Origin of the sequence: Hyalangium sp. (assembly GCF_045802625.1) — a bacterium.
Taxonomy (GTDB): Bacteria; Myxococcota; Myxococcia; order Myxococcales; family Myxococcaceae; genus Hyalangium.
Map to the genome: position 1 here is coordinate 1 of NZ_JBJMQP010000097.1, position 20403 is coordinate 20403.

Annotated in this window: 19 protein-coding genes and 1 tRNA gene; 7 read left to right on the forward strand and 13 right to left on the reverse strand. The window is 69.7% G+C overall.

Features of this window, described 5'->3' with window-relative positions:
* From ACJ8AT_RS18050 to ACJ8AT_RS18060, 3 genes are all read left to right on the forward strand, one after another.
* Window positions 1-457 (forward strand): S1C family serine protease (locus ACJ8AT_RS18050; RefSeq protein WP_407738998.1); only part of this gene is annotated, 457 nt, incomplete at its 5' end.
* A gap of 30 nt (window positions 458-487) precedes the next feature.
* Window positions 488-1399, forward strand: a complete 912-nt coding sequence (locus tag ACJ8AT_RS18055) for a S1C family serine protease (RefSeq protein ID WP_407738999.1) — start codon at window positions 488-490, stop codon at window positions 1397-1399.
* Window positions 1400-1512: 113 nt separating this feature from the next.
* Window positions 1513-2268 carry an OBAP family protein gene (locus tag ACJ8AT_RS18060; protein ID WP_407739000.1) on the forward strand — a complete coding sequence of 252 codons (756 nt, stop codon included), beginning with the start codon at window positions 1513-1515 and terminating at the stop codon, window positions 2266-2268.
* 39 nt (window positions 2269-2307) lie between these two features.
* On the opposite strand, the gene ACJ8AT_RS18065 is transcribed toward ACJ8AT_RS18060, so the two are convergent.
* From ACJ8AT_RS18065 to ACJ8AT_RS18085, 5 genes are all read right to left on the reverse strand, one after another.
* The gene (locus tag ACJ8AT_RS18065) at window positions 2308-2547 is read right to left on the reverse strand and encodes a hypothetical protein (protein WP_407739001.1); all 240 of its coding nucleotides are present in this window, start codon (window positions 2545-2547) and stop codon (window positions 2308-2310) included.
* Between the two features lie 161 nt (window positions 2548-2708).
* The gene (locus tag ACJ8AT_RS18070) at window positions 2709-4961 is read right to left on the reverse strand and encodes a protein-disulfide reductase DsbD family protein (protein WP_407739002.1); all 2253 of its coding nucleotides are present in this window, start codon (window positions 4959-4961) and stop codon (window positions 2709-2711) included.
* A 170-nt stretch (window positions 4962-5131) separates the two neighbouring features.
* Window positions 5132-5932, reverse strand: coding sequence for a hypothetical protein (locus ACJ8AT_RS18075; protein ID WP_407739003.1), 801 nt, complete (start codon window positions 5930-5932; stop codon window positions 5132-5134).
* Window positions 5933-5936: 4 nt separating this feature from the next.
* Window positions 5937-7181 carry a vWA domain-containing protein gene (locus ACJ8AT_RS18080; RefSeq protein WP_407739004.1) on the reverse strand — a complete coding sequence of 415 codons (1245 nt, stop codon included), beginning with the start codon at window positions 7179-7181 and terminating at the stop codon, window positions 5937-5939.
* Window positions 7182-7455: 274 nt separating this feature from the next.
* The gene (locus ACJ8AT_RS18085; RefSeq protein ID WP_407739005.1) at window positions 7456-7617 is read right to left on the reverse strand and encodes a hypothetical protein; all 162 of its coding nucleotides are present in this window, start codon (window positions 7615-7617) and stop codon (window positions 7456-7458) included.
* A 467-nt stretch (window positions 7618-8084) separates the two neighbouring features.
* On the opposite strand from ACJ8AT_RS18085, the gene ACJ8AT_RS18090 reads away from it, so the two are divergent.
* Window positions 8085-10244, forward strand: a complete 2160-nt coding sequence (locus tag ACJ8AT_RS18090; protein ID WP_407739006.1) for a (Fe-S)-binding protein — start codon at window positions 8085-8087, stop codon at window positions 10242-10244.
* Between the two features lie 111 nt (window positions 10245-10355).
* Here the strand turns inward: ACJ8AT_RS18090 and ACJ8AT_RS18095 are convergent, their stop codons facing one another.
* The 7 genes from ACJ8AT_RS18095 to ACJ8AT_RS18125 all read right to left on the reverse strand — a co-directional run bounded on the left by ACJ8AT_RS18095 (window position 10356) and on the right by ACJ8AT_RS18125 (window position 15113).
* Window positions 10356-10973: a hypothetical protein gene (locus ACJ8AT_RS18095; RefSeq protein WP_407739007.1), complete on the reverse strand. Its 618-nt coding sequence runs from the start codon at window positions 10971-10973 to the stop codon at window positions 10356-10358.
* Between the two features lie 126 nt (window positions 10974-11099).
* Window positions 11100-11579: an ankyrin repeat domain-containing protein gene (locus tag ACJ8AT_RS18100; RefSeq protein WP_407739008.1), complete on the reverse strand. Its 480-nt coding sequence runs from the start codon at window positions 11577-11579 to the stop codon at window positions 11100-11102.
* 69 nt (window positions 11580-11648) lie between these two features.
* On the reverse strand, window positions 11649-12617 hold the full coding sequence (locus ACJ8AT_RS18105) for a TolB family protein (RefSeq protein ID WP_407739009.1): 969 nt from the start codon (window positions 12615-12617) through the stop codon (window positions 11649-11651).
* 112 nt (window positions 12618-12729) lie between these two features.
* Window positions 12730-13257, reverse strand: coding sequence for a non-proteolytic archaemetzincin-like protein (locus ACJ8AT_RS18110; protein WP_407739010.1), 528 nt, complete (start codon window positions 13255-13257; stop codon window positions 12730-12732).
* A 58-nt stretch (window positions 13258-13315) separates the two neighbouring features.
* Window positions 13316-13389 (reverse strand) — tRNA-Gln (locus tag ACJ8AT_RS18115).
* A gap of 213 nt (window positions 13390-13602) precedes the next feature.
* Window positions 13603-14760 carry an RtcB family protein gene (locus ACJ8AT_RS18120; RefSeq protein ID WP_407739011.1) on the reverse strand — a complete coding sequence of 386 codons (1158 nt, stop codon included), beginning with the start codon at window positions 14758-14760 and terminating at the stop codon, window positions 13603-13605.
* On the reverse strand, window positions 14757-15113 hold the full coding sequence (locus ACJ8AT_RS18125) for a ribosome-binding factor A (RefSeq protein WP_407739012.1): 357 nt from the start codon (window positions 15111-15113) through the stop codon (window positions 14757-14759). The genes ACJ8AT_RS18120 and ACJ8AT_RS18125 overlap by 4 nt, the downstream gene beginning before the upstream one ends.
* A gap of 573 nt (window positions 15114-15686) precedes the next feature.
* On the opposite strand from ACJ8AT_RS18125, the gene ACJ8AT_RS18130 reads away from it, so the two are divergent.
* The 3 genes from ACJ8AT_RS18130 to ACJ8AT_RS18140 are packed head-to-tail and all read left to right on the forward strand — an operon-like array spanning window position 15687 to window position 19168.
* Window positions 15687-17084, forward strand: a complete 1398-nt coding sequence (locus ACJ8AT_RS18130) for a dihydrolipoyl dehydrogenase family protein (RefSeq protein ID WP_407739013.1) — start codon at window positions 15687-15689, stop codon at window positions 17082-17084.
* A 15-nt stretch (window positions 17085-17099) separates the two neighbouring features.
* Window positions 17100-17948 carry a hypothetical protein gene (locus ACJ8AT_RS18135; RefSeq protein WP_407739014.1) on the forward strand — a complete coding sequence of 283 codons (849 nt, stop codon included), beginning with the start codon at window positions 17100-17102 and terminating at the stop codon, window positions 17946-17948.
* Complete coding sequence (locus ACJ8AT_RS18140; protein WP_407739015.1) at window positions 17945-19168, forward strand: glycosyltransferase family 87 protein; 1224 nt, start codon at window positions 17945-17947, stop codon at window positions 19166-19168. Before ACJ8AT_RS18135 ends, ACJ8AT_RS18140 begins: the two co-directional genes overlap by 4 nt.
* Here ACJ8AT_RS18140 and ACJ8AT_RS18145 read toward each other — a convergent pair.
* A complete protein-coding gene (locus tag ACJ8AT_RS18145; protein WP_407739016.1) occupies window positions 19137-20234 on the reverse strand; it encodes a ferritin-like domain-containing protein in 1098 nt (365 codons plus the stop codon). The two genes, ACJ8AT_RS18140 and ACJ8AT_RS18145, sit on opposite strands and share 32 nt — an antisense overlap.
* Window positions 20235-20403: the final 169 nt, after the last annotated feature.

Here is a 20403-nt window from a genome sequence, read left to right on the forward strand (position 1 = left end):
CGCGGATCTGCCTCCTGGCTTCTCCGGCGGGCCGCTGGTGGACGCTCAGGGCCGCTTCCTCGGACTGCTCACCGCCGCCTTCTCCCGCACCGCCGCCGTCGCCATTCCCAGCGAGACGCTCACCCGCGTGGTCAACACCCTCCGGGAGCACGGCGGCATCCGCCGCGGCTACCTGGGCGTCGGCGCCTACCCCGTGCGCCTGCCCCAGCACCTGTGGGCTCGCGCTGGTGCCGAGACCGGCCTCATCTTCCTCTCCGTGGATCCGGACGGCCCCGCCCACCGCGCCGGCCTGCTGCTGGGTGATGTGCTGGTGAACCTCGGCGGAAACAAGCTGGAGGGCGTGGAGGATCTGCTCGGCTACCTCGCCGACGAGAAGGTGGGCACCACCGTCCAGGCCAAGGTGCTGCGCGCCGGCGAGGTGCGTGAGGTGGCCCTCACCATCGGCAAGCGCTCGTGACGGCGAGTGACGAGAAGAAAGGCTCGGACCATGAAACTGCTTCAACAATTCTCCGATGATCTCGAGGAGCTCGTCGCCCGCGCCTCGCCCGCCGTCGTCGGCGTGGAACATGGGCGCGGCCATGGCACGGGCCTCTTCCTCACGCCGGACGGCTACGTGCTCACCAACCGCCACGTGGTACGCCACTCGCGCCGGCAGACCGTGACGCTCTCCACCGGCGAGGAGCGCAAGGCCAACTTCATCGGCGGGGACGCGCCCACGGATCTCGCCGTGCTCCGCGCGGAGGGCTCGGACTTCCCCACCCTGCCCCTGGCCGACCCCAAGGACGTGCGCATGGGACAGCTCGTGGTGGCCATCGGCAACCCGTTCCGCCTGGAGCAGTCCGTGTCACTCGGTGTGGTGAGCGCCATCAACCGCAGCCTCACCCTGCCCGATGGCACCGTCCTGGAGGGCATGCTCCAGACGGACGCCGCCATCAACCCAGGCAACTCGGGCGGGCCGCTGCTCAACACCCGTGGCCAGGTGGTGGGCCTCAACACGCTGGTGCTGCCATACGCGCAGGGCATCGGCTTCGCGGTGAGCGCCACCACGGCGGCGTGGGTGGCCAGCCTCCTCATCCAACGCGGCAAGGTGGACCGGCGCTACCTGGGCGTGGCGGCCCGGGCGGTGACGCTCGAGCCCGCGCAGGCTCGGGATGCCGGCCAGCCTCGCGGAGTCCTCATCCTCCAGGTGCAGCAGGGCACTCCCGCCGACCATGCGGGCCTGCAACCGGAGGACCTGCTGCTGGGCATCAACCAGCGCCCGGTGGGCAGCGTGGATGACGTGCAGCGCGTGATGGCCCTGTCCGACAAACCCGAGGTGCTCCTGGACGTGCTGCGCAAGGGCCGCCGCCGGGAGCTGGCCGCGCGTGTGCGCTCTCGCCCGGAGCCTGCGGCCGCGTAGCTGCCAACAGTTCGCGCGTCCCATCCGTCGTCCGCCTTGCAGCGCGAGAAATGAGGCCACGAGCCGGAGCGCCCCCATGTCAGCCTCAGTCCCCTCTTTTGATGGAGGGTTCAATGGAGCGCTCGCTGCTGTCCTCGCTTCTCGCCGTTGCTCTCGGAGTGGGCTGCTCCAGCCCTCGCAAGGACTCGCCTGAAGCCGCCGGGCGGGAGCAATCCCCGAAGTCCCAGGTCCTCGAGGCGGGGGCTCGCGCGCTTCAGGACACCACGCCGGTGCGCCAGTTCGACATCTACCTGGTGGGCTTCCACCCAATGAAGGACGACCCGGCGATGCAGATGGAGGCGCACCACTACTGCCATCAGGTGAACCAGGACTTCGCCCAGTGCGTGCTCTTCGATGGGAACACCGCGAGCGCGAACATGAACGGCGTGGAGTACATCATCTCGGAGCGCCTCTTCGAGTCACTCCCGGCGGAGGAGCGGCGCTCCTGGCACCCGCACAACTACGAGATCCTCTCCGGTCAGCTCGTCGCCCCCGGCCTGCCCGCGGTGGCCGAGAAGTCGCTGATGAAGGACAAGATGAACAGCTACGGCAAGACGTGGCACGTGTGGATGACCACTCCCCATGGTGACAAACCCGCGGACACGCTGCCCCTGGGTCCGCCGCACCTGGCGTGGTCCTTCAACCGCGACGGCGAGGCCCACCCGGGGCTGGTGGAGAACGCCTTCCAGCAGCTGAAGATCGACCCCACGGAGAAGCGGAAGGATCGCGCGGACCTGTCGGCGGTGGCCCACCCGCAGGAGGGCGTGGACGCGCTGAAGGGAGCCTTCCCAGGCGCGGGCGCGGCGCCTCCGGGCGTGCAGCCGAAGTAGCACCACGCTCGCTGAGCCCTGGAGACCGCGTCCCACGGGCTACTGCTTGCCGGCAGGCTTGTCGCTGACCGGGGGAGCGCTTCGCGGCACCGTGCCTTCCTCCGCTCCGTAGCCACCGATGCCCTTCTGGTGGATGCGCTCTTCGCCCACGTCCTCATCGGCCACGTCCCGGCGGGGCTCACGCTCAGGCTGGTGCCTCGCCTCGCGCTCGAGCTCCTCCGCGCTCTTGGTGTCGGTCCGCTCGTCACCTTTCACGGGCTTGCCTCGGTTCTCGGCCATGGTCTTGGCTCCTCCTCAACGGGTTCTGAAGCCAAAGGTCCGAACCATCTCTGTGCGCGGCAAGGCGCCCCGCCCATGCTCCTCCGCTCGCCCCACGCGCGGGAGTCCCTGGGCCCATGGGAATAAGCGCCGTCGCTCCTGGGAGCGAGGGGATGCGCTCGTCAGGTCGCGTCGGCGCTGACCCCGGAGGCGCGCCGCACCGCCTGGATGACGGTGTCCGCGGTGAGCAGCTCGGGCAGCACCTCGGGGCGCTCCGGCGCGGAGGGGCTGATCACCAGGTACATGGGCACTCCGGCACGGCCGTGCGCCCCGAGCATGAAGGTGATGCGCGCATCGCGGCGGGTCCAGTCCGCCACGAAGAAGGCCACCTGGTGACGCGAGAAGGCCGTGCGTACCTCCTCGCGCGTCAGCACGGTGCGCTCGTTGAACTTGCAGGTGAGGCACCAGTCGGCGGTGAAGTCGATGAACACCGGCTGCCCAGCCTTCAGCGCCGCGGCCACGGCGGTCTCGTCATACGGCTGCGCTGCCGACACAGTGGAGGCATGCGCGACAGGCCCGAGCCCCTCGAAGCGCAGGGCGAAGCCGCCCGTGGCCACCAGCACCGCCAGCGCGGCGAAGATGCCCACCCACCGCCGCGTCCCGCCCGACGCCTGCGCGAGCCCGTACAGCCACGCGCCCACGCCCACGGCCACGAGGAAGGCGAGCAACCGCGCCATGCCATCCACCCCGGCCAGCCCGCCCATCACCCACGTCAGCCACACGGCGGTGCTCAGCAAGGCGAAGCCGAGCAACTGCTTGGCGCGCTCCATCCACGCGCCCGGCCTGGGCAGCCGCTTCGCCAGCCCCGGCACCATCACGAGCACACAGAAGGGCAGCGCCAGCCCCAACCCCAGCGCGGAGAAGATGGTCAGCACGGTGCCCGGGCCCGCGGCGAAGGCGAAGCCCACCGCCGTGCCCATCATCGGCGCGGAGCAGGGAGTGGCCAGCACCACCGCGAGCACGCCCTCGCCCACGCTGCGCGCCACACCGTGCGAGCTGTCCACCTTGCCGGACAGCGCCGTGCCATCCAGGGCCACGTGGAAGACGCCAAAGAGGTTGAGGGCAAAGGCCACCAGCACGCCACAGACGGCGGCGACGAAGAGCGGCTCCTGGAACTGGAAGCCCCAGCCCACGCTATGGCCACCGGCGCGCACCACGAGCACCACGCAGGCCAGCAGCAGCATCGTCCCGATGATTCCGCCCGAATACGCCAGGGCATGCAGGCCCACGTGCTCCCGCTCCTTCTGGGCCAGCCGGGCGAAGCCGTAGGCCTTGAGCGCCAGCACGGGGAAGACGCACGGCATCAGGTTGAGGATGGCACCGCCGAAGAACGCGAACAGCAGCGCCATGCCCAGGGACATGCCTGGCGGGGAAGCCGCCGCGGGCGCCGTCAACTGCACCTGCGGCGGAGCCCCGGGCACGGCGAGCCGGGGAGCCCCTGTGGGCGGTCCCTTCGCGACGACGGGGACCACCTCCACGGGCGCGAGCGGCAGGTCCACCTCCATCGCACGGTAGCCGGTCTGCGCCGTGCCCAACCTCAGCACGCCCTTGAAGCGCGGAGGCTCCTTGGGAGCCGTCGCCGAGGCGTCCCCCTGGAGCCGGAACCGCCCGGAAGGCTCCGAGGTGAGCTCCATGTGCTTGATGCCACGGACGCGCTCGGGGACGAAGAAGCCCGGGTCGACGGCCGGGAGCACCTGCCCATCCCGAGCCGAGACCGTGACAATCCCCCCGAAGGGCTGACCCGTCTTCAAGGTCTGCGACTCCAGGGCGAGCTTCACCGTGAAGCCGGACTCGTCGGCCGAGCGCGGCACCTGGGCCTGGGCGGCATCGAAGGCCACCGTGGACTCCGCATCGCGAACCGTCTCGCTGCCCACCGGCACGGAGCGCGACAGGAGCATCTCCGCGGGGATGCACCGCTCCCGGCACACCAGCGCGTTCACCGCGGCCGACAGCGTGAGGCTGCCCGTGGCCTGCTCGGAGGCGCGCGCCTCGGCGAAGAGGAGCACCTCGTCCTGGTACCCATAGGTGATGAGGGAGTTGTCCGGCGTGCGGAAGGTGGCCGGGAAGGGCCAGCGCAGCTCGCCCACGGTGATGCCGGGCGCATCCCAGGACACCTCGGTGGCCAGGCCCGCGTCTCCCGGGTTCTTCCAGTAGATGTGCCAGTCCGGATCCAGCTTGAAGCGCACGCCGACGCGGAAGCTGTCCCCCGGCTTCACCTGGGAGACATCCATCAGCAGCGTCGTCTCCACGCGCGGATCCCCCTCATCGGGCGCGCCGGTGGCCTTGGCCGAGGCAGGCGGCTCCGCCCACGCCACCGTGGATGCCACCAACCCCCACAGGAGCCCTGCCCACTTCCATCGCTGCTGACGCCTCATGCGCCTCCCGTTAACCCGTTGGCCTTGCTCCCGCCAGTCCCAGTGTCCGGTCCCTCGCAACCCTACGGGCGAGCAGGCATTCCCCCGGAACACTCTGTGACACGAGGCGGGCGCGAGTTTCACCCCACGGTCTACCCCTCCAGGAGCACACCGAGGGCAGCCTGAGCCAGTCAGCGCTTGCGTCCGCCGAACAACTCCTCGAGGGCCTTGAGCTGGGTGATGTTCGAGCGGCCCTCCAGCTCCGAGCGGCACACGGTCTTCAGCCGAGCCAGCACGCGGTAGGCGGTAGCGCGAGCCATCCCCTGCTCGCGCGCCCAGTCCTCCACCGTGCCCTCGTCCGTGAGGAGGTGGCGCAGCAGGTTGCGCTCCTCGGGCTTGAGCACCTCCAGGAGCTGCCGGGCCAGGCGCTGGGCATCCATGCGGCGGCGGAGCGACTCGGGCGGATCATGCAGCCCGGAGTCGTCATGCCTGGGAGCGGGAGCTTCCAGGGCATAGCGGCGCAGCAGCTCGCGCACGGCCTCCGCGGACTGGGGCCAGCGGCCCAGCTCTCCCGCATACGCGCGGAGCGCCTCTTCAATGAGCGCGCGGCTGAAGCGCTCGCCCTGGGTGAGCAGCGCGGGCCAGGGCGCCGCTTCGGGCGGAGCGCTGCCGACGCGGCCCAGCACGTCACGCACGTGGGCGCCGAGCGCGTGCGCGGCATCATGACCGTCCCGGCCATCCGCCACCACCTGACGGAAGCGGTGGCGCAGCGCCCGGCCCAGCGCCTCGTCGTCCATGGCGAGCAGCTCGCGCCGGCGCACGTCGTGGAGGATGTGGCGCTCGAAGAACAGGCCGAGCAGACCATCCACCAGCTCCCCGGGAGCGGTGCCGGCCAGCAGCAGGCGGAGCGAGGCGAAGGCAGGCTCGGAGAATGCCCCACTGGCCTCGAACTCGCGCAGCGCATCGCGCACGGTGGCCAGCGGGGAGGCCATGGCCTCAGTGCTCCAGCTTCTTCTTGGGATTCACCGGCATGCGAATCACCTGGCTCACCGAGGTGCGCGCCCCCTCGGCCTTGGCGCGGCGAACCATGAGCGCGGGCAGCTCGGCGACGCGGCGCTCCACGGCGAGCCGCAGATCCGCCAGCCGCTCCAGGTGGCGGCGCGCGGGGATCTCCTCGACGGACAGCCGCACCAGCTCATGCAGCGCGGCCTCGGCCTCGTTGAGCGAGCGCCCAGCCGACTCGACATCGCGCCGGGAGAGCGCCTTCCACGCCGAGCCCTCGGCGGCGACGAGCTCCAACTCCACGCTCACCGCGCGCACCAGCCGTCCCTCGGGGCTGTCGGGGAGCACGCGGGTGACAGTCACCGACGGGCGCCGGGTGTCGCCGCGCTCGATGAAGGAGGTGGTGACGGTGAGGTTCCACTCGGCGGCGGACAGGCGTCCGGTGAAGAGGGCGCGGCGCAGACAGGCCTGGGAGACGGAGCCGAGCAGCACGCTCATGGCATCCCCCTCGACGCGAGTGGGGTAGCGGTGGCGGCACCGCAGCTCGGCGAAGCCGGTGGGCAGCACGTGGATGCGCGCCTCGGAGGCCACCTCGCCGAACAGCTCGGTGACGATGCTGGCGACGGTGGTGGGCAGGGCCTCCGCGTCATCGGCGTGCGAGAAGCCGGTGCCGGAGGGGCTGGTGAGGGCCTCGAGGATCTCCGGCATGTAGTGGCGGCCCAGGCCGAGCGCGTGCAGCGTCAGCCCGGACTCAGCGACCTTGGAGCCGAGCTGGCGGAAGTCGATGACGGCGGCGCGGCCCACGGAGGGCTCGCCATCGGTGAGCAGCAGCAGCTTGGGACGGGCTCCGGGCACGAGCACGCGGCGCAGGGCGGCGGCGCCCAGGTCCACGGCCTCATGGAGCGCGGTGCCGGAGCCCGTCTCGAGGGCGGAGAGGCGCTCGGAGAGCTCGGTCTTGGCATCCGGCTCCATGGCGCGCACGGGGAGGAGCTGCTCGGGCACACCATCGAAGGCGAGCAGGCCAATGTAGTCCCGAGGCCCGGCCTGGGCGACGAGGGCCTGAGCGGCCTCGACGGCGGCGACGAGGGGCGCGCCGCGCATGGAGGCGCTGCGATCGATGAGGAGGTTGACGGCCACGGGAGCGCGAGGGGCATCCGCATCGGCCTCCAGGTTGACGAGGAGGGAGACCTCCCGGCCCTGCTCGTTGTCGCGCTCTACCGCCCAGGCCATCAGCTTCATACGATTCCCCTGCTGGATGAGGGCTATTGTGCCCCGTTCCTGGATAAGAAGACGGCAGGTCTGCTCACCGCGTCTCAAACCCAGCAGCACCCCAAGAATTCCAGGGGGTTGCAGCACACCGGGGACGCTCCTGGGCAACGAGAGAGGCGGAAGAACACCGAAGTACGAGTGAAAGACCGGGGAGCTCTCCTGGGAGCTACGACCCGGCTGCTGCGCTTGAACGGCCCGACAACAAGTGCCCCCGCGCCACCACGAGCCACGGGGGCGCTCGGCATTATTCCGGATCCCAACCGCCCCACGACTCTTCGCTGTAGCTCCACTGACGGCCGCCCGCGGTGACCGTCACCGGGAGCACCTGCTCGTTCTCCCCGTCATCTCCCAGGACGATGAAGTCCAGGTTGTCGTCGTCCAAGTACGTCGTGTCGTCGTGCCTCATGGTGCACCTCCGGACGCTCCGCGACAGCGCATCGGGTAGACGGCGGCAGACCGCTCGCCCCCCGGCGGGCGCCCCCCAGTTCGGTCGACGGAGGCCCACCCCATGCGGTGCCTCCACAGCGCGTTGACCGATTTACCGAAAGGGTGGGCACCTGAGCCGCGCGTGTAAACCCGTTGAGGTGCTCGGCCCCCAGGCACGTCGGGCATCGCACGGCTGGCTGGCCGCTCCCGTCCGCTGCTGGATGCTCGACGGCCGAGGCTCTCCCTCGGGCCCTCAGCAGCCGCGCCCTGCCGGGTAGCCAACGGTTGGCCCGGGGGCAGGCGCGCACCCGGTGTCGAGTCCCTCCGCCTCGGGCACCTCAACGCTTGATTCGCGAGTCAACCTTGTTAGGTTTGGAGCCAGCCGTTGCCGCATCGCGGCAATGCAACCCACCCCGCCGCCCCGGCTTCCGAGCGCACCGAGTCCCCATGAGCCCCATCATCACAGGCCTGCTCCTCGCTGTCGCCCTCTCCGTCTTCGTCATGACCATGGCAGGCCGTGCAGGCGTCCTGCTCGCGATGAAGGGGGAGAACCGGCTGGACAGCATCCCCTTCCGCATCAAACAGCTGTTGCGCTTCGGCCTCGGGCAGCGGCGCATGGTGGATCCGGAGGAGTTCACGCCGGGCCTGATGCACGTGTTCATCTTCGCGGCCTTCCTGGTGCTGGCGGTGCGCACCATCATGCTGTTCAGCATGGGCTTCAGCGAGACGGCGCTCGAGGTGCTCACGGACCTGGGGCACCCGTTCTGGGCCGCGCACCGGCCGCTGCTCAACCTGTACCGCGTCTACCTGCTGGCCAAGGACGTGGCGGCGACGCTGGCGGTGCTGGGCGTGGCGTACTTCTGCTTCCTGCGCGCCAGGGTGAAGCCGGACCGGATGACGCCATCCTGGGAGGCCTACCTCATCCTGGGCTTCATCGGCGGGCTGATGGTGACGGAGTTCTTCTTCGGCGGCAGCCACATGGTGTCGCAGAAGGGCGGCTTCGTGTGGTGGGAGCCGACCACGAGCGTGGTGGGCCTGGGGATGATGGCGCTGGGCACCACCGGCGCGCACGTGCTGGGGCTGGCCGGGTTCTGGATCCACCTGACCATCATCCTCACGTTCCTGAACTTCCTGCCGCAGGGGAAGCACTTCCACATCATCACCGGCCTGCCCAACGTCTTCTTCCAGCGCACACGCGCCAGCGGCAAGCTGGGCACGCCCAACCTGGAGAAGGAGGAGTTCGGCACCGCCACGGTGAAGGACCTGACGTGGAAGCAGGGCCTGGATTTGTACTCCTGCACCGAGTGCGGCCGCTGCCAGACGCACTGCCCCACGTACATCACCGGCAAGCCGCTGACGCACAAGGGCGTGAACCAGGACCTGAAGCACTGGCTCTGGGATCACCAGCAGTGGGTGGAGGAGGGCTACGGCCCCAGCGGCGTGAAGGAGACGTTGCCGGAGATCATCGGCAGCGCGCTGAAGGCGGAGACGGTGTGGGCGTGCACGAGCTGCGGCTGGTGCGAGCAGGCATGCCCGGTGTTCATCGAGAACATCCCCCGGCTGATCGACATGCGCCGCTACCAAGTGCAGGTGAAGGCGGAGTTCCCGCCGGAGATCCAGCGCGTCTTCGAGGGCATCGAGCGGCAGGGCAACCCGTGGGGCATCGGCCAGGACCGGCGTGACGAGTGGGCGGAGGACCTGAAGCTGCCCACGTGGGGCGACGGCGGCGGCCCGTACGAGTACCTGTTCTTCGTGGGCTGCGCGGGCAGCTACGACGACAAGCAGAAGAAGGTGAGCCGGGCGCTGGTGAAGATTCTTCGCGAGGCGGGCGTGAGCTTCGCCACGCTGTCCAAGCAGGAGATGTGCAACGGCGAGACGGCGCGCCGCATGGGCAACGAGTACCTGTACCAGACGATGGCGAAGATGAACGTGGAGGCGTGGAACGGGCTGGGGGTGAAGGCGGTGATTACCCAGTGCCCGCACTGCTTCAACACCATCAAGAACGAGTACCCGGAGTTCGGCGGCGAGTACCGCGTCATCAACCACACGCAGCTGATCAACGACTTGCTGAAGGAGAAGCGGATCAAGCTGTCGCAGGTGATGAACTCGAAGCTGACGTACCATGATCCGTGCTACCTGGGCCGGCACAACGGGGTGTACGACGCGCCTCGCGAGGTGCTGAAGGCCATCCCGGGGCTCGAGGTGGTGGAGATGCAGCGCAGCAAGCGCGAGGGCTTCTGCTGCGGCGCGGGCGGCGGGCGCATGTGGATGGAGGAGCACATCGGCACGCGCATCAACCACAACCGCATCAACGAGGCCGCGCTCACGCTGAAGGCCGCGCAGGACCCGAGCACCCCGGTGCCGGACGCGACGGACAAGAAGAAGCCGGGCCTGGTGGGCGACTACAAGGACAAGGGCGGCACCGGCGTGGTGGCGGTGGCCTGCCCGTTCTGCTCGACGATGTTGCGCGACGCGGTGAACGACACGGGCCGCGAGGAGAACATCACGGTGCGGGACATCACCGAGCTGGTCGCCGAAGCCCTGGAGACGAAGTCCGGCGGCGCCACCGTGACCCCCGGCGCGACGGTGAACGCCAAGCCCGAGTAGCTCGCCGCTCTCCCACGGAGGCCACGAGGTGCCAGCCCCGGGTCTGGCCCTCGGGAGGGCCCGGAGGCTCGACAACCGAGCCCCGGGCCTCTCGTGTCTCTGGAGCCCGAGCTACTTGCGCGCCTGCTGCTCGTTGATTTGCGCTTCGATGCTCTTGGCCGTCTCCTCATCCACGAGCTGGAGCAGCTTCCACTCCAGCTCTCCATCCCTTGCGAAGCTGCGGTTCATCTCCGCCGGCCCGCGGGTGAGGGGCGTGTGGTCCGCGGAGGTATTCAGGAACTGGCTGCTCTTGATGGGATCATCATTGAACGGCGAGACGTCTCCCGCGGCGCCCACCGTCAGGCTGTCGGTGAAGGCGTTCTCGTGCGCGTTCATCTCGCCCTTGTTCCCCGTGAACACCGTCTGCCGGAAGATGCGCACGGCGCTGGTGTTCTCACTGAGGCGAAAGCCCTCGGCATAGAGCCGGGAGGCGGAGCTGACCACGCGCGATTGCTGCATGTCGTTGCGCCAGTCGGTGACGAGGATGAACTCCTGGTCTCCCTTGCGATGCGGATAGCCCTCCGCGGACACGAGCTTCACCACCTGCGGCCACACCTGCTCGATGGGCTGCGTGTACACGTACTGGCTGACTTCCTTGTACAGCGCCTCCTGGTGACGCGCCGTGGCACAGCCGGTCAGCACCATCAACAGGCCCAGGGACAGGCACCGACGAACGACACAGAGACTCATGGCGACTCCTCGCGGAACTCCGGTTCCAAGGGCTCCTGTCAGCTCCGCGACGCTGGAGCCAGACCACCCCCACTCCCAGGAGAACGCACGGCCCGGGCTCACATATCGCCCAAGCCCAGGAGCCGCCTACTTGCGGCCCTTCTCCGAGCGAAAAAGCCGGGCCAGCCGCTTCGTCGGCCCGTCATCGCCAAGCTTGTTGGCCACGTACGCGCCCGCGGAGGCGAGCTTGCGGCGGGCGTCGCTCGGCGGAGGCGCATCCTCCGGAGGGCCGGGCGGCGCATCCAGCATGCTCCCGCCGGAGGTCTTCAGCAGGGTCCTCGCCAGGTCGCGATCGTCGTCGCTGGCGTGAGGCATCAGCAGCGCGCACACCCCCGAGTGGCCATGAGCGGCGGCAATCAAGAGCGCCGTCTCGCCGGTGCTGTCGGTGAGCATCGGCTCGGCGCCGGCGGCCAGCAGCGCGCTGACGATCTTCGCGTGCCCGGCCTGCGCGGCCATCATGAGCGGCGTGCGGCCGCGCTCGCCGATGGGGTTGGGATCCTCGCCCTCGGCGAGCAGTTCCTCGACACGGGTCTCATCACCGGCCATCACGGCATCGAAGAGGGACATCGGCTACCTCCAGGACTGGAGCATCGCGCCTTCTCCCTCCGCGCGCCAGCGGCCCGCTCGCCTGCCGGCCTAGGTTCCGCCGTAGAAAGGATCGCTGGCGCTGGGGATCAGCAGCGTGCCCGGGCCCGGCGACGTCGTGGGGACGGTGACGCGGTAGATGTTGGAGGCGCCGCCCGCGTCGGAGAGGAAACCCACCTGGCTGGAGCTCATCCAGCTCGGGAAGGTGTCGCGCGCACCGGACTCACCGGCGTGCTCGGTCACCCGGGAGAGCGAGGTGCTGACGGAGCTCAGCGCCCCGACGAAGATGCGCGAGCCGCCCGAGGACAGCCGCCCATCCAACGCCACCTGCTGCCCGTCCGGAGACACCACGGCCCGGTTCACCACCCACAGCACCTCGTTGCCCAGGTTGTTGGAGACAATGGTCGAAGGAGTCCCACTGAGGCTCACCCGCTGAAGCTGGCTGAGCTGGGTGCTGGTGGAGCCCGTCGGCACGAGCACGCTCTGCCCATCCGGGAAGAACGAGGCCCCGCCGTAGGATGTCGCAGGATCATTGGTGAGCACCTGGAAGCCGCTGCCATCCGTGTTCACCTTGCCGAGCGCGAAGTTGCCCGAGCCGCGGTTGAACGCGAAGACGATGGCGGTGCCCGCCGGGTTGAAGGTGGGGTAGCGGAAGTTGGTGCACCCCGAGCAACCCGCTGCTCCGGAAGCAAACACCGTGGAGGGCTGGGCGCTGCCATCCGTGGGAACCGTCTGCAGCTCGAAGCCGGTGGCGATCTGATGGACGAAGACGACGAGGCGCCCGTTGCGCGTGACCGCAGGCTCGGAGGCCCCGCCAATCGTCGTGAGCCGCTGCGGGCTGTTGGGGTCGCCTGTGTCGTCCACCACGTAGACGTTCCGGTCGCTCTCGCGCACGAACGCGAATCCATGAGTGAACAGCACGCTGCCACCGCCGCCGCCGCCACCGCCACCGCCATCGTCGATGGGCTCACACGCCGCGAGGCCCGCGGCCAGCACCAGCGCGCCGACAATTCGACTCATGCGCTTCATAGGCTCCTTGTTCCGCTCTTGACGTAGGCGCCCGCAATCTGGGGGCCCCCCCTTCCGACGTCAACGCGAGCGCCGCATTCAACCCCCGCCAGGGGAACAGCGCCTAACGGTTGAGCTTCGCCAGCTCGTTGCGGCACACGTTGCAGAGCCCCAGCTGCTTGCGATCGCTGTCCACCGGCGACTGGGCAAAGAACATCACGCAGCGGAGCTCCTCGCAGTAGGACAGCCCCAGCAGGTGCCCGGCCTGGTGCACGCCTTCCACCTGCACCCGGCGCCGGAGCTGATCCAGGTCCGCGCCCGCGCGCAGCCGGGCCGTGCTCAGCACCGCACTGTGGGACTCGCGGTCCGCCTCCCCGAAGACGAAGGCCGAGTCCGGCACGAACAGATCCGCGTCCGTCACGCCCATCACCAAGTTCTGTCCAGGCTCCAGCAGCGTCACCAGCCGGCGCATGATGGCGTTGCAGTGGTACTGGGAGCGATCCTTGTTGAAGGCGTAGTCCGGACGCGGCAGGGCCACCTTGCTCGCCACGACCGTGAGGCCCAGGTGCGTGGCGAGCGGACCCTCGAGATCCTTCAGCAACGTCGGAGGAGGGCCGCCCACGGAGACCAGGAGGAGCACCTTCTGCGGCATGGGCACCACCCCCGGCTAAGCATCACGGGCAGCGGAGAGACACCACCCGAGAGCGAGGTGGCTGGGGCGCAAGGATTCGAACCTTGATAATCAGATTCAAAGTCTGACGTCCTGCCATTAGACGACGCCCCAGCAAGTTCGCGTTGTCCGAGACGGGATTGTAGGCCATCCCCATCAGGGCGGGAACTTATCTCGCACGGATCAAGACGGACCGCCGGTGCGGGAGCTGACCCCGCTCCCACACAGAGCGTTCATTGGAGTACACCCCAGCCCTGTTTCCGTGAGGGCGGGCAGGGCTCGGAACGGCTCCCTGCCCGCTGGGCTTTCTTTCTGAGGCTTCCGGGTTCAGCCCTTGAGCACGGCGATGGGCGTGAGGCGGAGCAGCGGTGTCACGAGCTCCTCCTCATCCTCCAGCACCTCGGTGATGTCGCGGTAGGCGGCGGGGGCCTCCTCGACCAGCGAGGCGGCTCGGCCCGCGTCGAACACCACGCGGCGCATGGCGTGCTCGAGCGCCGCCGGGCGGATGCGCTCTCGGGCCTCCCGGCGGGTCATGACGCGGCCCGCACCGTGCGAGCAGGAGCCGAAGGCCCGGGGCTCTCCCCTCCCCGCCACGAGGTACGAGGCCGTCCCCATGCTGCCGGGGATGAGCCCTCTCTGTCCGGGAGCCAGCCCCACTGCTCCCTTGCGGTGGATCAGCAGCGTGCGGCCGAAGTGGGACTCGGCGGCGACGTGGTTGTGGTGCACGTCCACCCGTGAGTCCAGATCCGGCCCCTGCCCGAGCGCTTCGGCGAGCACCTCCACCGCGCGCCGGGTGAGGGTGTCGCGGTTGGCCCGGGCGAAGCGGCAAGCCTGCGCGGTGTCGGCGAGGCAGGCGGCTCCTTCGGGCGTGTCGGTGCGCAGGCCGGGAAGGGAGCCCTCTCCATGGGCCTGAGCAACGCGCAGGTGATGGGCGGCGATGGCGGCGCCCACCCCGCGTGAGCCTGTGTGGAGCAGCAGCCAGAGGTCTCCCGCGGCGTCGCGATCCAGCTCCAGGAAGTGGTTGCCGCCCCCGAGCGTCCCGAGGTGTTTCGGCACGAGCCGTTCCCACTCGCGCTGGAGGCGGTGGGTGGAGAGGCGCTCGGCTTCGAGCTCGGGCGGCAGTGGCAGCCCGCGCCCCCGGTGGACGGCGTCTCCCACGGGCACGGCCTTGGCGAATGCGGTGAGGATGCGGATCAACTCAGCTCGATCGATCGTCGAGGCGGGGAAGTTGAACCGCACCGCGCTGACTCCGCAGCCGAGATCGCCCCCGAGCGCTCCGGGGACGATGTGGCGCTCGGTGGCGAAGACCGTGCCCACCGCGACACCCTCGGCCATGTGGACATCCGGCATGGCCGCCACATGCTCGACGACGTAGGGCTGGCTGGCGATGTGCTGAAGTTGCTTCACTGCGCCCGCCGGCACCGCGCGGGCCCAGGCGTAGATGGGAACAGCGCCGGGCTGGCTCTCGAGGAGGCGGGGCATCATGACTCACCCCCTTCCTCGTGCTCCTCGTCCCAGGCGAGCTCGTCGGCTTCGGAGCCGGTGAGTTCGTGGGACGCCACGCCCAGGTAGACGAAGCGCAGATGCGGCACGCGCTTGAGATCCAACCCGACCGCGAGCTGTGAACGGATGAAGCCGCTCGCGCGGGTGAGGGCTGCCTCGACTGGAGCGGGCCCGGTGACGGCGAGTTCAGGAGGGAGGGTGAAGCCGATGCGGGCGTTGCGCCCGTCCGGCGTCAGCTCGAGCGACGTCACCGAGACGCCCTCGAGCAACGGATCCGACAGTTCTCCACGAAAGAGGCGAGACACCTCCTGGAACAGGGTGGACTGAATGCGCAAGTGGCGCGCGGGGATGGACTCGACTTCGGAAGACAGCAGGGAAGACTCCGCGCCCCTGCGGGAAGCGCGGCTACGGCGATGCTTGGAAGAAGTCATGAGGACGAACGGTTCCCGTCAGGCCGTACGCGTCCCCGATGGCCCCCACTTCGGGGCACGCGGGATACACGTCGGCCGAGTCAGCTCGACAGAACTCCGTGCCAGCACCCGCGCCGGAGGCGGCAGGCCCGTTCGTCTCGACTTCAGCGAGGGAGCGGAGCGCGCCCGGTCAGGCGAGCGTCAGCGCGGAGCGACCCGAGACACCGTTCAGAACAGTCCCCATGGCACACCTCCCGCCGCGCGGAGTGAAGCGCGATCCGTGACGACAAGGTGCCACCGCACCCCATCCGAGTCAACGCCCGACGCCACCACGCGCAAGTGGCTGACACAAGTCCTGGATGACTCAGCGCGGCACCGCCACGTGCGCAAGGCCCGCCTCCAGGACGAGGCTTCTGTTGCGCCGGCCTCACATGGTTCATCGCGACTTGGCGCGGCCTCCCGAGCGGCGTACGCCGCAGGAAACACGGGAGACAGCACATGGCGGAAGCATTCGACGTCGTGGTCATCGGCGGCGGCCCCGCGGGCGAGAACGTGGCGGCGCGTGCGGCAGCGGCGAAGGAACCCAGGCTCTCGGTGGCGCTCGTGGAGCAGGAGCTGCTCGGCGGAGAGTGCTCCTACTGGGCCTGCATCCCCAGCAAGGCGCTGCTGCGCCCCACCGAGGCGCAGTGGCTCGCGCGGCATACACCGGGACTCCAGGAGGCAGTGAAGGGTCCGCTCGATGCTCGCGAGGTGCTGAAGCGCCGCGACTCCCTGGTGCAGGGCTACAAGGATGACTCGCAGCTGAAGTGGGCCGTGGGCGCGAGCCTCCACGTGGTGCGCGGCCGTGGGCGCCTGAGTGGGCCGCGCACGGTGCGCGTGGAGGGTAAGGGTGGCACGCAAGAGCTCACGGCGCGCAAGGCGGTGGTGCTGGCCACGGGGAGCAGCCCGCGCCTGCCTGACGTGCCTGGGCTGAAGGAGGCGCGGCCCTGGGACAATCGCGGCGGCACGGCGGCGAAGGAGGTGCCACGGCGGCTGGTGGTGCTCGGCGGAGGAGTGGTGGCCGTGGAGCTGGCCCAGGCGTGGCGCTCGCTGGGCTCGGAGGTGAAGCTGGTGCAGCGTGGCCGCAGGCTGCTCTCCCGGTACGAGCCCTTCGTCGGCGAGGAGGTAGAGAAGGCGCTGCGAGACACCGGCGTCACGGTGCTCCTGGGAGTCGAGGCCACGCGCGTCCACAGGCCCGGAGGCCAGGGCGAGGTGACGGTGACGCTGTCCTCGGGAGACACGCTCCGCGCGGACGAGCTGCTCGTGGCCATGGGACGCGTGGCGAACACGGCGGACCTCGGGCTGGAGACCATGGGGCTGACGGCGGGCAAGCCGGTGGAGGTGGATGATCAGCTCCGAGCGAAGGGCGTGGAGGGCGGGTGGCTCTACGCATGCGGAGACGTGAACGGGCGCAACCTGCTCACGCACATGGGCAAGTACCAGGCGAGGCTGGCGGGAGACCACATCGCGGGCAAGGAGGTGCGCGCCTGGGCGGACGCCAAGGCGACACCGCAGGTCATCTTCACCCACCCCCAGGTGGCGTCCGTGGGGCTCACCGAGGATCAGGCCCGCAAGCAGGGCTTGCGCGTGCGCACGGTGCAGTACTCGCTGGGAGACGTGGCGGGCACGGCGCTGCTCGGGCTGCACCTGGGTGGCACGGCGAAGCTGATCGTCGACGAGTCACGCCGGGTCATCGTGGGCGCGACATTCACGGGGCCGGAGGTGGGCGAGCTGCTGCACGCCGCCACCATCGCCGTGGCGGGCGAAGTCCCGCTGGAGACGCTCTGGCACGCGGTGCCGTCCTTCCCCACGGTGAGCGAGGTATGGCTGCGACTTTTGGAGGCCTACGGCCTGTGATGGCATGCTCCGTCCATGGCCGCCACGACGCCCGCTGAAGCCCTCCCCACGCAAGCCCGGGAGGTCTCTCCGCCGCCCACGGAGGCACCCGCCTCCGTCGCTGTGCCGCCTCCTGCCATCGCGCAGCCCACGCTCGCCGCCGAAAGTCCTCCCGACTGGGTGAGGGATATCTGGCGCAAGTACACCCGGCGCGTGCTGGATTACTTCCGCCAGTCCTTCGCCCTGCTCGTGGGCCCCCGGCGATTCATGGAGCAGTGGGCCACGGGCCAGCGCGAGACGCTCAACCCCCTGCGCTTCATGGGCCTCGGCATCGTGATGGCGCTCACCACGCGTCACCTCGGCGAGCGGTACGTGCTGGACCCCGCCTCCGAGATCCAGAATGTCGCGCCGCTGCTGAAGATCCCCCTGGTGGTGGACCTCATCTTCCTGGTCCTGGCCCTGCCCGCGCACGGCGTCATGCGCCTCAGCGGAAGCCGCGCGCCCCTGCGTGCCACCGTGGCTGCGATCATCTTCACGGCCACGGGTCCCCTCGTCCTGATGCATATCGTGGGGTGGTTGCTCAGTGGGCTCTGCCTCGTGCTCACCGGCTCGGCCCCGCTCATGGAGATCAAGGCCGGGCTCTCCTCGCGCCTGTACCGGCACAGCGCCTATCCCTGGCCCATCATCTTCGCCAACATGGTGGCGCTCTTCTACTTCGTCCGAGCCATCGCGGGCGTGCACCGCGCACGCTGGGGCTGGGCCTTGCTCGCCCTGCTCGTCGCCCATGCGGTGTTCTTCCCGTTCATCTCCACCCTCACGAAGATTGATGCCAGCGATCTCTCCCGCGTGACCGAACACGTGAAGGCGTGGCTGGGCCACGGATGAACGCTCCAGACGCGATGGCCCCAGACGCTCCTCTCTCCGAGGCCCGCTCCACGCCCTCCACCGCGGAGTGGGCCTTTCGCGCACTGCTGCTGGTGCTCGCCGTGCTCGCGGTGGTGCTGGGACAGCATCCGCGGCGGGGGCTGGACTTTCGGGTGTACCTGCTCGCCGCCGAGCGCTTCCTGGCTGGCACGGACCTGTACCCCGCCAGCGATGGCCCCATGCCGTTCAAGTACGCCCCGCTGACGGCGCCGCTGTTCCTCCCCTTCACGTTGCTCCCGGCCCGCGCCGCCGCGGCGCTGTGGAACCTGGGCTCGGTGGCCGCGCTGGGCGCCCTGGCCCGGCTGGCCTCGCGCGCCGAGCCCACCTCCGGAGAGCGCTCCCCCTGGCCATGGGCGCCCGCGCTCGCCACGCTGGCGCTGCTGCCCGCCTTCCACCTCGAGTTCTTCTATGGCCAGGTGGATGCGGTGATGCTGCTCCTGCTGGCCCTCACCGCCGTTGGCGCCGAGCGCGGCCGGACCTGGGCCCCCGCCGCTGCCTTCGCCGTGGCGGTCCTGCTCAAGCCTCCCGCCGCGCTGCTCGCCCTCTTCCTGCTGGCGCGCAGGCACTGGCGGGTGCTCGCCGCCAGCGCGGGAGTGGGGCTGCTGCTCGCGACGCCTTCTGTCGCGCGGTATGGGCTCGAGGGGCTGCTCGCCCAAGGGCACGCGTGGCTGGACACGCTCGCGCGCACCACCCCACCGTGGGCGCTCGGGCACAACCCTCAGGGACTCCCCACGCTGCTGCTCTCCCTCGCGCTCCCCTCGGACTCGGTGCCCTCCGGCTCGGCGCTCACCCTGGCGCAAGGGCTCGCGCTCCTGCTCTTCGTGGCGGCGGTGGCTTGGAGCCGCGCCGGGCCGGTGGACCTGCTCGCGCTCTGCTGCCTGGGAGTCACCCTGCTCTCCCCGCTCGCGTGGCGCGCGAACTTCGTCATGGCCTGGCCGCTGCTTCGAGCCGTGGCGGAAGCGAAGACACGGGGAGGGCTCGCGCTGCTGCTCCTCGCGGGCCTCACCGGAGTGCTCACCTCGGACGCGCTGCTCGGAGCGGAAGCAGCCCGCCAGGCCCTGCTCTGGCGTCCCTATTCGCTCGTCTTCACCGCGCTGCTGCTGTGGGCCGCATGGCAGTCGCGCCGAGCGCTCCCGCTCCCCCGGAGCTTCAGTGCGCTCCGTCCTGGGCCTCGGAGCTGACTCCCGCCACGTAGGAGTCCCTCGCCTCGCGCAGCCGCTCCAGCTCCCCCGCCACGTCCTCGTCCTCCCGGCCCTGCGCCTCGGTGTCCAGCTCCGCGAACTCCAGCACTCCCATGTCCGCGAAGGCCCGGCGCAGCCGCGGCCCCCACAGCCCGATGTCCTTCAGCGCGGGCACAACCCGCGAGAACAACATCTTCTGGTACTGCACCATCAGCTCCGACGACTTCATGTGCTCGGTGCACGCGGCCACGTCCAGCCCCAGCCTCTCGAACACCTCCTGCCCCAGGAAGCGGTCGCGCATCAGGTAGCACGCCTCCACGGCGAACTCCTCGCGCTCGTCCCGCTCCCGCTCCGTCAGCCGCGGGTACAGGTCCTTGAGCGCCAGCCGCCCGAAGGCCACATGCCGCGCCTCATCCTGCATCACGAACGCCGTCAACGAGCGCCCCAGCGGCTCGGTGGCGAAGTCCCGGATCAGCCCGAAGGCCGCCAGCGCCAGCCCTTCGATGAGCACCTGCATGGCCAGGTACGTCAAATCCCACCGCGCATCCCCGAGCGCCTGCTCCAGCAACGTCTTCAGGTGCGGGTTGATGGGGTAGGTCAGCCCGATCTTCTCCCGGAGGTAGCGCGAGAACACCTCCACATGACGCGCCTCGTCGAACACCTGCGTGGCGGCATAGAACTTGGCGTCCAGGTCCGGCACCGTCTGGACGATGCGGGAGGCGCAGACCAGCGCGCCCTGCTCGCCGTGCAGGAACTGGGAGAAGCGCCAGGAGTCCAGGTGGAGCCGCACCTCGTCGCGCTCCTGAGCGCTCATCCGCTCCCAGAGCTCCGAGCCGTACAGGACGATGTAGAAGTCCGGGAAGCCCAGGGGGTTGCTCGGATCCACTTGCGCCGACCAGTCCAGCCGCTGGCTCGCATCCCACTGCTTCGTCTTGCCCTTGTCGTAGAGCGTGAGCAGCCGGCTGCGGCCCGCGTCGTAGTCCCACTGGAAGACGGTGCTCACCCCCGGCGAAGGGATGGACCACCGTGAAGCATCCAACGGATCCGTGGACGAGCACATCTTCATGATCTGGCTCCTGTTTGCCCAGGGTGGCGCACCTGGAGCCCTGACGGTGTGTATGCACCTTTGCGGTCGCAACGTGTCGTCTGGCGCAAGGTGTCAGAGATCCGATGCCCGCGCTGGAGACTCCTGCACACGTCTCTGTCCCATGGTGGGAGCTCAACGTTCTGCACTG